The sequence below is a fragment of the Kitasatospora sp. NPDC049258 genome (assembly GCF_040678895.1).
In the GTDB taxonomy this organism is placed as follows: domain Bacteria; phylum Actinomycetota; class Actinomycetes; order Streptomycetales; family Streptomycetaceae; genus Kitasatospora.
In genome coordinates this window covers 217,579-230,678 of the sequence record NZ_JBFAQT010000004.1, presented here as the reverse complement: position 1 = coordinate 230,678, position 13,100 = coordinate 217,579, and the positions used below count along the sequence as shown (strand labels likewise).

Here is a 13,100-nt window from a genome sequence, read left to right as displayed (position 1 = left end):
GGCTGGGCAGGCCGCCGTCATCGGCCGATCCCACTCCGGTACGGGGGCCCGGCTGCCGCAGCCACGCAGCCACGCCGGTCGGGCCCCCGGCAACACCTCGGCACAGCACCTCCCCCCACCCTCAGCGCATTCCCCCAGAGACGGAGCCGCACGATGGGACGCCTCGCACAGACCGACGGCCTCACCGAGATCCAGCGGGACATCCTCGCCACCGTGCGGGACTTTGTCGACAAGGAGATCATCCCGGTCGCGACCGAGCTCGAGCACAAGGACGAGTACCCGACCGCGATCGTCGAAGGGATGAAGCAGCTCGGCCTGTTCGGCCTGACCATCCCCGAGGAGTTCGGCGGCCTCGGCGAGTCCCTGCTCACCTACGCCCTGGTGGTCGAGGAGATCGCCCGCGGCTGGATGTCGGTCTCCGGCATCGTCAACACCCACTTCATCGTGGCGCACATGATCAACGCGCACGGCACCCAGGAGCAGAAGGAGTACTTCCTGCCCCGGATGGCGGCCGGCGAGATCCGCGGCGCCTTCTCGATGTCCGAGCCGGGCCTCGGCTCCGACGTCGCGGCGATCTCCACCAAGGGCGTCAAGGACGGAGACTTCTACGTCCTCAACGGCCAGAAGATGTGGCTGACCAACGGCGGTACCTCCACCCTGGTGGCGGTCCTGTGCAAGACCGACGAGGGCGGTTCGACCCCGTACAAGAACATGACCACCTTCCTGATCGAGAAGACGCCCGGCTTCGGGCCGAACGAGACGGTGCCGGGCCTCACCGTGCCCGGCAAGATCGAGAAGATGGGCTACAAGGGCGTCGACACCACCGAGCTGGTGCTCCAGGACGTCCGGATCCCGGCCGACCGGATCCTCGGCGGCGTCCCGGGCCGGGGCTTCTACCAGATGATGGACGGCGTCGAGGTCGGCCGGGTCAACGTGGCCGCCCGCGGCTGCGGGGTCGCCCGGCGCGCCTTCGAGCTGGGGATCCAGTACGCCCAGCAGCGCACCACCTTCGGCAAGAAGATCGCCGAGCACCAGGCGATCCAGTTCAAGCTGGCCGAGATGGCCACCAAGGTCGAGGCCGCGCACCAGATGATGGTGATGGCCGCCCGCAAGAAGGACGGCGGCGAGCGGAACGACCTGGAGGCCGGCATGGCCAAGTACCTCGCCTCGGAGTACTGCAAGGAGGTCGTCGAGGACTCCTTCCGGATCCACGGCGGCTACGGCTTCTCCAAGGAGTACGAGATCGAGCGGCTCTACCGCGAGGCACCGATGCTGCTGATCGGTGAAGGTACGGCGGAGATCCAGAAGATGATCGTGGGCCGCCGCCTGCTGGAGGAGTACCGACTCGCCGACTGACCTTCCGTCCGGTCGGAAGCGGACGTGCGGGTCCGCACCCGGCCCCGCCGCACCCCCCGAGGGCTTGGTCGGCCCCGGTGGTCGGTGCGGCGCCCGGAAGCGGTCGTAGGGCGCGTTCCACGCTGTACACGCCCTACGACCGCTTCTGTACGCCCTTCAGGCGGCGTTACGGGGCCCGCCGGTCCCCCGGTCCACCGGGACCCCACGAGCCGCTCCAGCGGCGCTCCAGCCCCGATCCGGCCGGGGGCCACCTGTGCTCCGCCATGAGACATGGGTCACGGGATTCGTCCGGAGCCTTGGGGAACCGGACCACCCCGGGCTACGGTCGTACACATAGCACGTGCACCTGGGTACCGCACTGGAGAGTTCCACGAGCAGGCGGCTTGCCCACCTACCGTCTGGTCCCGATAGCATCCACCGGGACAGCAGCCGTCCCCATATCACCCGATCCCCGCGGTGGCCCCCGTCCAGCGGCCATGCTCTGTCCCTCGGGGCCCGCGACAAAGGTCTTCGATGCCCATCAGCCCGTCCCCTCACACCTCCGTCCCGGATCGCGATGCCCTCGCCGCTCCGACGGCCGGCCGGCGACCCCGCGTGACCATCGCGCGCGGAGCCACCCCCTGGTTCGTCCCCACGCTGGCCACCGCCGCTCTCACCAGCGCTCTCACCCGGCGCAACGGCAGGTGGGCCCTCGCGGCCGTCCCGGCCTGTGCGCTCGGTGCGGGCATGCTGTGGTTCTTCCGCGACCCCGAGCGTGAGATCGGCACCGGCAGAGTGATCTCGCCGGCCGACGGCGTCGTGCAGTCCATCGACGCCTGGCCGGACGGCCGTACCCGGGTCGCGATCTTCATGAGCCCGCTCAACGTGCACGTCAACCGCGCGCCGCTGCCCGGCACCGTGACGTCCGTGGAGCACGTCGCCGGTGGCTTCGTCCCGGCGTTCAACAAGGACAGCGACACCAACGAGCGTGTCGTGTGGCACTTCGACACCGAGCTCGGCGACATCGAGATGGTGCAGATCGCGGGGGCCGTGGCCCGCCGTATCGTGCCGTACGTGGACGCCGGCACCAAGGTCGAGCAGGGCGATCGGATCGGTCTGATCCGCTTCGGCTCCCGCGTCGACACCTACCTGCCGGCCGGCATCGAGGTCGGTGTCGAGGTCGGCCAGAAGACCACCGCCGGGGTGACGCGCCTTGACCGTGACTGATCCTGAGACTCTCGTCGGCCTGGACGACGAGGAGACCGACCTGCGCCGCCGCCGCTGGGCGCGCGACCGCGAGCTCCGGGCTCCCCGTTCGCCGCAGCACCTGTCCACCGCCGACTTCCTGACCCTGGGGAACGCCGTCTGCGGCTTCCTGGCGATCTACTCGATCACCACCGGGGTCCTGATGCCGCACCTCACCGGCGAGTCCAACACGCCGGACAAGCACAGCGCGGCGACCGCCGTGACGCTGCTGCTGATCGGTGCCATGTGCGACCTGTTCGACGGCCTGGTGGCCCGCAAGCTCCGCTCCTCGGCACTGGGCGCGGAGCTGGACAACCTGGCCGACCTGATCAGCTTCGGCATCGCGCCGGCCTACTTCGTCGCGGTCTGGGGCATCGTCTCGCCCGACAGCAACCAGCAGCTCTCGGCCTTCATCGCGCTCACCGTGCTGCTGTCGGTGGTGCTGCGGCTGGCCAGGTTCTCCACCGTGAAGATGCGGCCGGGGATCTTCCAGGGCATGCCCTGCCCGATGGGCGCGATGACGGTGATCGCGATCGTGCTGCTGGACCCGCCGTTCGTGCCGGGCCTGCTGATGATCTTCGGTGTGGCCTACCTGATGGTGAGCCGGATCGAGTACCCGAAGCCGCAGGGCCTGCTGGCCACCGCCACGCTGGCCTGGATCGTGGTCAGCATCGGCTGCCTGGCCTCCTGGGCGGCCGGTCTGCCGGGCGGCGACACCCTGATGCACATCGGTGCGGTCGCCCAGATCGCGCTGGCCGCGATGGCGCCGCTGCTGGTCATCCGCCGCAAGGTGGGCCAGAAGGTCGGCGACGTGCGCGCCCGCCGCGCCGAGTCGCGGGGCTGCTGACCCGCACCGCCAATGCCGAAGGGCCCGGATCCACCAGGATCCGGGCCCTTCGGCATTGATCGTCGTCGGACGGTGGCTACCTACGCGCCGCCGCGGTGGACCGGCTAAGCGCCGCCGCGATGGACGCTGAAGGCCGAGCGCCGGGCCGCCCGGGCCACCGCCGGGTCCGGGTGCACCCCGGCGACCGCCGTGAGCACCGAGGCCGCCCTCGGGTGGCCGGACTGCCGGGCCCGGTTGAAGAGCCGGACCGGCTCACCCGCCGAGGCGCCCTCCACGTGCCCGACCAGCAGGCCGGTCTCGCCGTGGTCGAGCACGGCGGCCGCGGTGTCCACCCAGAGCCAGGCCGCGTCCTCCGCGCCCAGCACGTCGGCCGGGGAGACCCCGCCCTCGTCCAGCTGCTCGGCCAGCCAGAGCAGCGCGTACGGGCGCAGCACCGCTTCCTCGACCGCGCCGCGCACCGCCGCCTCGGCCGTCCGGCCGGCCACCCGGAGCGCCTCGAAGGCCAGGCCCCGGACCAACGCGTCCTCGCCGCGGGCGGCGTCCAGCAGCTCGGCGACGGCCCGGTCGGCGGGGCGGGCGGCGACCCAGGCCCGGTACTCGGCGCGGGCGGGGCCCGGCGAGTAGTCGGCGCAGGCGCTGAGCAGCTCGGGTGCGCTCTGCTCGATGTGCCCGGCGGCGGTCTGCGCCACCGTGCAGATCTCCTCCAGCTTGGCCCGGACCGCCCAGTGCCCGAGCGGCGACAGCTCGGCCGCCTCGTCGCTGCGGGTCAGTGCGCCGACGGCGGCCAGGCCGTCCAGCATCCAGTCCAGGACCGCGGCGACGTCGCCGGAGGCCGGCAGGGTGTCGATCTGCGGCTCGCGGCAGGTGCCGCGGACCGCGGAGACCGCGGAGGCCGCGTGCGGCACGGGCGAGAGCGGGCCCGCGCCGACGGCGACCCCGACCCGGCGCTCGTCGAGGCCGCGCCGCAGCAGCTCCAGCAGCTCGCTGTCGGGGACCGGGCCGTCCACCAGGTGCAGGAAGGAGAGCAGCTGGGGCGCCTGGTCGACGGCCTGCCCGGCGAGCACCGCGAAGACGCCGCGCATCGCGGCGGGCGGCACCGGGGCGAGCAGCGTCCAGGCGTCGAACAGCGCCGACCAGCCGCGGACCACGGCCTCGTCGTCGTGCTCCCAGGCGTGCAGCCGCCAGCCGGGGCCGGCGCCGTTGTCGCGGAGCTCGACCAGGCCGATCTGCAGGGCCTGGCCCCAGGCCTTGGCGGCGGCGCCGACGGTCATGGCGAGGGCCAGCCCGGCCGCCCGGGCATCGTCGGGCAGCAGCTCCCCGCGCTTGTCGACCTCGCCGAGCTCGCCCGCCCAGCGGGCGATCCGGACCGCGTCGGCGAGCATGCGCCGGGCGAGCGGGGCCAGCTCCGCGGGGGCGGGGAAGCCGTCGGGTACGGGTACCCTGCCACGCCCGGGCTTGGGCTGGGGGGTACGGCGGCGGGCTGCGGCGGGGCTGCCCTGGATTGCGCTGTCGGCACGGCGGACCGTGCCCGGCAGACGGGTCACCGTCGCACCGGTACGGATCGTCGGCGGTAGCGGGGCATCACGGTCGCGCGGGTTCCGAGACGTCACGCCGTGCAGTCTTCCCCTTGTACGGGCGTTCTGTCACATCGGGTGCGGCGCGTCTTTGCGGCGGACGGCCCCGGGCCGGTCCCGGATTCGGGCAAGGGCCCGCAAACCGGGCCGAGCCCACTTGACATCCGCCCCGTACACGACAACAAAATCGGGGCCGCCGCGGCCGCTCCGGCTCAGAGCAGCGGGGTGAGCCAGCGCCGGAGGTTCTCGGTGTAACGGTCCGGATCGGCGTTCCACAGCGCCGCGTGCCCCGCTTCGGGGACGCTGTAGAGGCTCACCAGGTTCTCCCGCCGGCGGGCCAGCCGCTCGGCGGCGGCCCACGGGGCCACGGCGTCGTCCGGGCTGTGCATCAGCAGCACCGGGACGTGCAGGTCGCTGCCGTCCGCGAGCCGGGCGAAGTCGGCCAGGTCCACCCCGGAACGGCCCTGGGCGGCCAGCGCGCCCAGCTCGGCCACCGCGGCCGGCGCGCCGGTGCGGGAGGCCACCCGGCGGACCGTGGCCGGCCAGTCCAGCATCGGGGAGTCCAGCACCAGCCCGCTGACCGACTCCCGCCAGTCCGACCGGGCCGCCGCCTGGAGCGCGATGGTGGCGCCCAGCGACCAGCCGTACAGCACCACCCGGCCCGCGCCGGAGGCCAGCGCGGTGCGGACCGCCGCCTCGACGTCGAGCCACTCGGTCTCCCCGAAGTGCCCGAGGCCGTCGGGGGAGGCCGGGGCGCCCTGGTCGCCCCGGTAGGTGACGGTGAGGGTGGGCAGCCGGAGCGAGCGCAGCAGCGGGAGGACCGGCAGCGCCTGGGTCCGGTCGGCCGCCGGGCCGTGCACCAGGATCACCCAGGTCCCGCGGACCGCCGGGACGTACCAGGCCGGGAGCGGCCCGAGCTCGCCGGTCACCGTGGTGTCGGTGTACTCGATGCCGAGCGCGCCGAGCGGGTCGCCGACGTACACCCGAGGGGTCATCCGGACCTCCGTCCCGGCGACCAGGGTGCCCAGTTCGGCCCGCTCCAGCCGGCGGGTGACGGTCTGCACGCCGGTGCCGACCACCTCGCCGACCACCGCGTGGCCGCCCTCGCCCCACTCCAGGGCGTACCGGCCCGGCCGGACCGAGTCAGGGGTCCGGCTGAGGGTGACCAGGCCGGGGGCGAGGGCGTGCACCCGCAGGGCGGGCCGACCGCCGCCGGGTGCGATGCCGGGCCGCAGCACCCGGTCGGAGACCTTGCGGCCGAGCAGCAGGGCCGCCGCCCCGGCCCCGACGGCGGCGGCTGCCACGATGGCGGCGGTACCCCAACGCATACTGCTCCCCGGGTGCTGGTCGCGGATTCGGACGCGGTTCGATCCCAGTCCACCGCCCGGGCCGGGGCGCAGCCACCGGAAGCGGCCGTTCGAGGGGCGCGGGCGAGGGGTTCGGGCCAGGGGCACGGGCGAGGGGTTCGGGCCAGGGGCGCCGCCCTCAGACCGGGATCTCGGTGGGGCGCCGGGCGAGCAGTTCCCAGAACCGGACGGTCGGCGGCTTGCGCGGCTGCTCCTCGGCGGCCGGGGTGGCGGCGCCCCAGTGCATCGGCACCTGGTACTCGCCCTGAAGGTCCGCCAGCACCTGCGCGAGCACCTCCCGGCCGACCGGCACCAGCCGGGCGACCGGCTTCAGCTGGGCCTGCCAGCGGCCCTGCACCACCTGGCGCAGCCGCTGGTCCAGGTCGTCCTGATGGTCGGTGATCCGCACCAGGGCGCGCAGGCCGAGGCCGAGCACGTGGGCCAGCGCGCGGGTCTGCTCCTCGTCCCCGGTCCACCGGCCGGCGTCCTCCGCCTTCCGATAGGCCTGCTCGGTGACGCCGATCCGGCGGGCCGCCTGCTCCTGGCTCAGCTCCCGGGCCACCCGGAAGTCGCGCAGGCCGGCCGGCGGGGCGCCCATCAGCTGGCCCGGCGGACACCACAGGGCGCGGGCGAGCGCGATGAACTCCTCCTCGGACGGCCGGATCCCGCCGCTCTCCCAGCCGATCACATGGGCCGGCAGCAGCCGCACCCCGTGCGCGGCCATGCCCTCGACCACCTGTTCCGGGGTCAGGCCGAGCCCGGCGCGGTGGGCCCGGGCGGCCGCCGGGGAGAACGGCACCGGGGTGGGGTCGGGCTGTCTTCGTCGCATGGCACGAAACTAGGGGCGGGGCCGCGCACGCTGTACCCGCCGAACACACGAACCCCGGTTGGACGGTCGGACAGTGGCCTGGTCGATCGCACAGCCCGGGGCCGCCGAACGGCCGGACTACTCGGAGGTAGTGACGGCGGCCCGGGCGGAGCGCAAGCTACGCGGGTAGCGCACCGGGCTGCCCCGGGCCCGGGTGACCACCCGCCAAGGGCCCCGGTGAGCTGGGGCGATGGCATGTGATCAAACCCTCCGGCGGGCCGGTTGACTCCCGGTCGAAGCCCGTGGTGGGATCCTTGGGCCATACGGAGGCATGGAGAGGAAGCCGGTGCGAGTCCGGCGCGGTCCCGCCACTGTCACCGGGGAGCACGCTCGGCCCGGCCGCTTCGGCCGGGACGCGGGAGCGCGTCCGCCCCGGAAGCCAGGAGACTCTCGCCGCCGTTCGTCGATCCAGGGCGCGGACCCTGAGTGAGGACACGCGAGCCATGCAGGCTGCCCCGAACCGAGCTTCGCTCGCTGCGCCGTGCGCCGGCTGAGCCCGGCCGCCCCCTATCTGCTCGGCGCCGTCGTCGGCCACCTCGCGGACGCCCGGTACGGCGACCCGCGGCGCGGCCACCCGGTCGCCCTGTTCGGCTCGGCCGCCGGACGGCTGGAGCGGGCCCTGTGGCGCGACCACCGGGGCGCCGGCGCCGCCTACACCGCCGTCTGCGTGGGCGGCGTGGCGGCCGGCACCGCACTGGCCGGACGGGCGCTGCGGCGCTCCCCGCTGGGCCGGACCGCGCTGGCCGCCGCCGCCACCTGGACGGTGCTCGGCGGCACCTCGCTGACCCGGGAGGCCAGGACCGTCGCCGGCGCGCTCCGGGCCGGCGACCTGACGGCGGCTCGGGAGCGGCTGCCGCACCTGTGCGGGCGCGACCCGAGCGGCCTGGACGAGCAGCAGCTGGCCCGGGCCGTGGTCGAGTCGGTCGCCGAGAACACCGCCGACGCCGTGGTGAACGCCCTGGTCTGGGGCGCGCTGGCGGGCGCCCCGGGGCTGCTGGCCTTCCGGGCCGTCAACACCCTCGACGCGATGGTCGGCCACCGGTCGGCCCGGTACGCCCGGTTCGGCTGGGCCTCGGCCCGGCTGGACGACGTGGCCGGCTGGCCGGGCGCGCGGCTCACCGCGCTGCTCGCGGTGGCCGCCTCGCCGGAGCCCCGGCGGGCCTGGCGGATCTGGCGGCGGGACGGCTCCGCCCACCCCAGCCCCAACGCGGGGCAGGCCGAGTCGGCCTTCGCGGGCGCCCTGGGCGTACGGCTCGGAGGCACCCTGCAGTACGGGCCGCGGACCGAGCACCGGCCGGTGCTGGGGGCGGAGCTGCGGCCGGTCTCGGTGGACGACATCGAGCGGGCCTGCGTGCTCTCGCGGCGGGTCGGCGTGCTGGCGCTGGTGGTGACGTCGGGGGTGGCGTTGCTGAAGCGGCGCCGCTCATGAAGGGCGCTCTGCGCGGGCGGGCAACCACCGGGGGCGCGGGGAACCGCGCGAGATCGGACGTGACGGCGCCGCACCTGCCGCAGCGCGCAGATCCTCGCGCCCCTGAGGGTGCCCGAGTGCCAAGGAGCGGTGCCCGGGTGCCAAGGAGCGGTGGCCCTGAGGGTGTGCGGGTGCGGAGCAGGGGTGCGGGACGACGGATGGGAGGCGGGCATGGGTAACGCGCTGTTGGTGGCCGGGACGACCTCGGATGCGGGGAAGAGCGTGGTCACGGCGGGGATCTGCCGGTGGCTGGTGCGGCAGGGCGTGCGGGTGGCGCCGTTCAAGGCGCAGAACATGTCGCTCAACTCCTTCGTCACCGCGGACGGCGCCGAGATCGGCCGGGCCCAGGCGATGCAGGCCGCCGCCGCCCGGGTCGAGCCGGCGGCCGCGATGAACCCGGTGCTGCTGAAGCCGGGTGCGAACGGCCGCAGCCAGGTGGTGCTGCTCGGCCGGGCGGTGGCCGAGGTCGGGGCGCTGGACTACCGGGAGCGCAAGCCCGTCCTGCTGGAGCGCGCGCTGGAGTGCCTGGCCGACCTGCGCCGCCGGTACGACGTGGTGGTCTGCGAGGGCGCCGGCTCCCCCGCCGAGATCAACCTGCGGGACCGGGACATCGCCAACATGGGCCTGGCCACCGCCGCCGGGCTGCCGACCGTGGTGGTCGGCGACATCGACCGCGGCGGGGTGTTCGCCGCCATGTACGGCACCCTGGCGCTGCTCTCGGCCGAGGACCAGCGGCACGTGGCCGGCTGGTTCGTCAACAAGTTCCGCGGCGACGCCCGGCTGCTCGCGCCCGGCCTCGACATGCTGCACCGGCTGACCGGCCGTCCGGTGCTCGGCACCCTGCCGATGCTGGCCGGCCTGTGGCTGGACGCCGAGGACTCGCTGGACCTGACCACCGTGGTCGAGCAGAAGGCGTCCGGCGGGCCGCTCGGGGCGGACGTGCTGCGGGTGGCCGTGGTGCGCTTCCCCCGGCTGTCCAACTTCACCGACCTGGACGCGCTCGCCCAGGAGCCGGGCGTGCTGGTCCGCTGGGCCACCCGGCCCGAGGAGCTGGCCGACGCGGACCTGGTGGTGCTGCCCGGCACCCGGGCCACCGTGGCCGACCTGGCCTGGCTGCGCGAGCGTGGCCTGGAGGCCCCGCTGAGGGCCCGTGCGGCCGCGGGGCAGCCGGTGCTCGGGGTCTGCGGCGGCTACCAGATGCTGGGCCGCGAGATCACCGACGAGGTGGAGTCGAAGGCGGGCACGGTCGAGGCGCTCGGCCTGCTGCCCACCCGGGTGGTGTTCGGCGCCGAGAAGGTGCTGGCCCGGCCGGTCGGCGAGGCGTACGGCGAGCGGGTCGAGGGGTACGAGATCCACCACGGGGTGGTGGACGTGGCGGGCGGGGAGGCGTTCGTCTCCGACGGCGCCGGGCAGGCCATGGACGGCTGCCGCCTCGGCTCGGTGTGGGGCACCACCTGGCACGGCGTGCTGGAGAACGACGCCTTCCGCCGGGCACTGCTGCGCGAGGTGGCGGCGCTGGCCGGCCGGGCGTTCGTCCCCGCACCGGACACCTCCTTCGCCGCCGCCCGCGAGGAGCGACTGGACCGCCTGGGCGACCTGATCGAGGAGCACGCGGACACCGACGCGCTGTGGAAGCTGATCGAGGGCGGGGTGCCCGCCGCGGGCACCCTGCCGTTCGTCCCGCCGGGGGCACCGTGACAAGTCTGGAGAGTGGCACGACTGATGAGTGACGTCCGATACCCGTTCACCGCGATCGTCGGCATGGCCGACCTGCGGCTCGGGCTGCTGCTCAACGCGGTCTCACCGGCGGTCGGCGGGGTGCTGGTGCGCGGTGAGAAGGGCACCGCCAAGTCCACCATGGTGCGCGCGCTGGCCGGGCTGCTGCCCTCGATCGCGACCGTCGAGGCCTGCCGGTTCGCCTGCGACCCGGCCGCGCCGGACCAGCAGTGCCCGGACGCCCCGCACACCGCGCCCGGCACCGAGCTGCGCCCGGCCCACCTGGTGGAGCTGCCGGTCGGCGTCTCCGAGGACCGGATCGTCGGCTCGCTGGACCTGGAGCGGGCCCTCGCCGAGGGCGTCAAGGCCTACGAGCCCGGGCTGCTGGCCAAGGCGCACCGCGGCGTGCTCTACATCGACGAGGTCAACCTGCTCCAGGACCACCTGGTGGACCTGCTGCTGGACGCCGCCGCGATGGGCCGCTCGTACGTGGAGCGCGAGGGCGTCTCCGTCCGGCACGCGGCCCGGTTCCTGCTGGTCGGCACGATGAACCCGGAGGAGGGGGAGCTGCGGCCGCAGCTGCTCGACCGGTTCGGGCTCACCGTGGAGATCGCGGCCACCCGGGACGCGGCCGAGCGGGCCGAGGTGGTCCGGCGCCGGCTCGCCTACGACGCCGACCCGGCGGGCTTCGCCGCCCGGTTCGCCGGCCAGGAGCAGGAGCTGGCCGAACGGATCACCACCGCGCGGGAGTTGCTGCCCGAGGTCGAGCTGGGTGATCCGGCGCTGCGCCAGATCACCGCCGTCTGCGCCGCCTTCGAGGTGGACGGCCTGCGGGCGGACATCGTGATGGCCCGCACCGCCGTGGCGCTGGCCGCCTGGGCGGGCCGCACCGAGGTGCTGGAGGAGGACGTCCGGCAGGCCGCCCGGCTGGCGCTGCCGCACCGGCGCCGCCGCAACCCCTTCGACGCCCCCGGGCTGGACGAGGAGCAGCTGGAGCGGACCCTGGAGGAGCACGCCGAGCAGCCCGAGCAGCCGCAGGACCCCGACGGGCACGGCCCGGACAACGACGGGGACGGCGACGGGGACGGCGACGGCGACGGGCCGGACGGTGGCGGGCCGGACGGCGGTGGCGCCCCCGAACCGGCCGGCCCGCCCCAGGACGGCAGCGCGGCCCCGGCGCCGGAGCAGGACGAGCGGGACCAGCAGGGCGCCCCGGTGCCGCAGCCGGCGCCCGGCGGCGGCCGGGAGTCCACCCCGGTGGCCGCCGGCGAGCCGTACCGGACCAGGCTGTTCAAGGTGCCGGGCACCGGGAAGGGCGCCCAGGGCCGCCGCTCCCCCGCCGAGACCGACAGCGGGCACACCATCAGGGCCCGCCGGCCCCGGGGCCGGCTCAGCCGGCTGCACCTGGCCGCCACCCTGCAGGCCGCCGCGCCGTACCAGGTGGCGCGCGGGCGGGCCGCCCGGGCGCTGGTGCTGCACAAGGACGACTTCCGGGAGCAGGTGCGCCGGGGCCGGGAGTCCAACCTGGTGCTGTTCGTGGTGGACGCCTCCGGGTCGATGGCGGCCCGGCAGCGGATGACCGCCGTCAAGGGCGCCGTGCTCTCCCTGCTGATGGACGCCTACCAGCGGCGGGACAAGATCGGCATGATCACCTTCCGCGGCTCGGGCGCCGAGCTGGTGCTGCCGCCGACCTCCTCGGTGGAGGTCGGCGCGGCCCGGCTGGAGCAGCTGCCGACCGGCGGCCGCACCCCGCTGGCCGCCGGGCTGCTGCGGGCCCACGAGGTGCTCCGGGTCGAGCGGATGCGCGATCCCGACCGCCGTCCGCTGCTGGTCCTGGTCACCGACGGCCGGGCCACCGGCGGCAAGGACGCGCTCGCCCAGGCGGGCCGGGCGGCCGACCTGCTGGCCGCCCAGGGCCTGGCCGCGGTGGTGCTGGACTGCGAGTCCGGCCCCGTCCGGCTCGGCCTCGCGCACACCCTGGCCGCCCGACTGGGCGCCGCCGCCGTGTCCCTGGACGAGCTGCGCGCCGAGGGCGTGGCCGCCCTGGTGCACGCCCACCGCACCGCCGACCACGACCGAAAGGCCGCGTGATCCCATGCCCAAGGGCGTACCCGAGACCGTCCCCGCCGACGGCCTGACCACCCGCCAGCGCCGCACCCTGCCGATCACCGCCGTGCACACCGGCCCCGGCAAGGGCAAGTCCACCGCCGCCTTCGGCATGGCGCTGCGGGCCTGGAACCAGGGCTGGCCGATCGGGGTGTTCCAGTTCGTCAAGTCCGCCAAGTGGAAGGTCGGCGAGGAGAACGCGCTGCGCGTGCTCGGCGCCTCCGGCCAGGGCGGCACGGTGGCCTGGCACAAGATGGGCGAGGGCTGGTCCTGGGTCCAGCGCTCGGCCGAGATGGAGCAGTCCAGCGAGGAGGCCGCCAAGGAGGGCTGGGAGCAGGTCAAGCGCGACCTGGCCGCCGAGACCTACCGGTTCTACGTGCTGGACGAGTTCACCTACCCGATGCACTGGGGGTGGGTGGACGTGGACGAGGTGGTCGCGGTGCTGCGGGAGCGCCCGGGCAGCCAGCATGTGGTGATCACCGGCCGGTACGCCAAGGAGCCGCTGACCGAACTCGCCGACCTGGTCACCGAGATGACCAAGGTGAAGCACCCCATGGACGCCGGCCGCAAGGGCCAGCGCGGGATCGAGTGGTAG

Annotated in this window: 10 protein-coding genes and 1 riboswitch; of the genes, 7 read left to right on the top strand and 3 right to left on the bottom strand. The window is 74.9% G+C overall.

What is annotated here, in order from left to right; all coding sequences use genetic code 11:
* Window positions 1-153: 153 nt before the first annotated feature.
* From AB0K43_RS05785 to AB0K43_RS05775, 3 genes are all read left to right on the top strand, one after another.
* Window positions 154-1,356, top strand: a complete 1,203-nt coding sequence (locus AB0K43_RS05785; RefSeq protein ID WP_363636138.1) for an acyl-CoA dehydrogenase family protein — start codon at window positions 154-156, stop codon at window positions 1,354-1,356.
* Between the two features lie 513 nt (window positions 1,357-1,869).
* Window positions 1,870-2,562 carry a phosphatidylserine decarboxylase gene (locus AB0K43_RS05780; protein WP_363636136.1) on the top strand — a complete coding sequence of 231 codons (693 nt, stop codon included), beginning with the start codon at window positions 1,870-1,872 and terminating at the stop codon, window positions 2,560-2,562.
* A gap of 40 nt (window positions 2,563-2,602) precedes the next feature.
* Complete coding sequence (locus AB0K43_RS05775) at window positions 2,603-3,427, top strand: CDP-alcohol phosphatidyltransferase family protein (protein WP_350641682.1); 825 nt, start codon at window positions 2,603-2,605, stop codon at window positions 3,425-3,427.
* A 104-nt stretch (window positions 3,428-3,531) separates the two neighbouring features.
* Here AB0K43_RS05775 and AB0K43_RS05770 read toward each other — a convergent pair whose 3' ends face one another.
* The 3 genes from AB0K43_RS05770 to AB0K43_RS05760 all read right to left on the bottom strand — a co-directional run bounded on the left by AB0K43_RS05770 (window position 3,532) and on the right by AB0K43_RS05760 (window position 7,176).
* Window positions 3,532-4,971 (bottom strand): hypothetical protein, encoded by a 1,440-nt coding sequence (locus tag AB0K43_RS05770; RefSeq protein ID WP_363636134.1) that lies wholly within the window; start codon window positions 4,969-4,971, stop codon window positions 3,532-3,534.
* Window positions 4,972-5,213: 242 nt separating this feature from the next.
* A complete protein-coding gene (locus AB0K43_RS05765) occupies window positions 5,214-6,329 on the bottom strand; it encodes an alpha/beta fold hydrolase (protein WP_363636132.1) in 1,116 nt (371 codons plus the stop codon).
* 157 nt (window positions 6,330-6,486) lie between these two features.
* The gene (locus AB0K43_RS05760) at window positions 6,487-7,176 is read right to left on the bottom strand and encodes an XRE family transcriptional regulator (RefSeq protein WP_363636130.1); all 690 of its coding nucleotides are present in this window, start codon (window positions 7,174-7,176) and stop codon (window positions 6,487-6,489) included.
* 276 nt (window positions 7,177-7,452) lie between these two features.
* A riboswitch (cobalamin riboswitch) is annotated at window positions 7,453-7,626 on the top strand.
* Between the two features lie 100 nt (window positions 7,627-7,726).
* Here AB0K43_RS05760 and AB0K43_RS05755 point away from each other — a divergent pair.
* The 4 genes from AB0K43_RS05755 (at window position 7,727) to cobO (ending at window position 13,100) form a co-directional block, all read left to right on the top strand.
* On the top strand, window positions 7,727-8,644 hold the full coding sequence (locus tag AB0K43_RS05755; RefSeq protein WP_363636294.1) for a cobalamin biosynthesis protein: 918 nt from the start codon (window positions 7,727-7,729) through the stop codon (window positions 8,642-8,644).
* Between the two features lie 210 nt (window positions 8,645-8,854).
* On the top strand, window positions 8,855-10,381 hold the full coding sequence (locus AB0K43_RS05750; RefSeq protein WP_363636128.1) for a cobyric acid synthase: 1,527 nt from the start codon (window positions 8,855-8,857) through the stop codon (window positions 10,379-10,381).
* A 24-nt stretch (window positions 10,382-10,405) separates the two neighbouring features.
* Window positions 10,406-12,490 (top strand): putative cobaltochelatase, encoded by a 2,085-nt coding sequence (locus tag AB0K43_RS05745; protein ID WP_363636126.1) that lies wholly within the window; start codon window positions 10,406-10,408, stop codon window positions 12,488-12,490.
* A gap of 4 nt (window positions 12,491-12,494) precedes the next feature.
* Window positions 12,495-13,100: a cob(I)yrinic acid a,c-diamide adenosyltransferase gene (gene cobO / locus AB0K43_RS05740; protein ID WP_363636124.1), complete on the top strand. Its 606-nt coding sequence runs from the start codon at window positions 12,495-12,497 to the stop codon at window positions 13,098-13,100.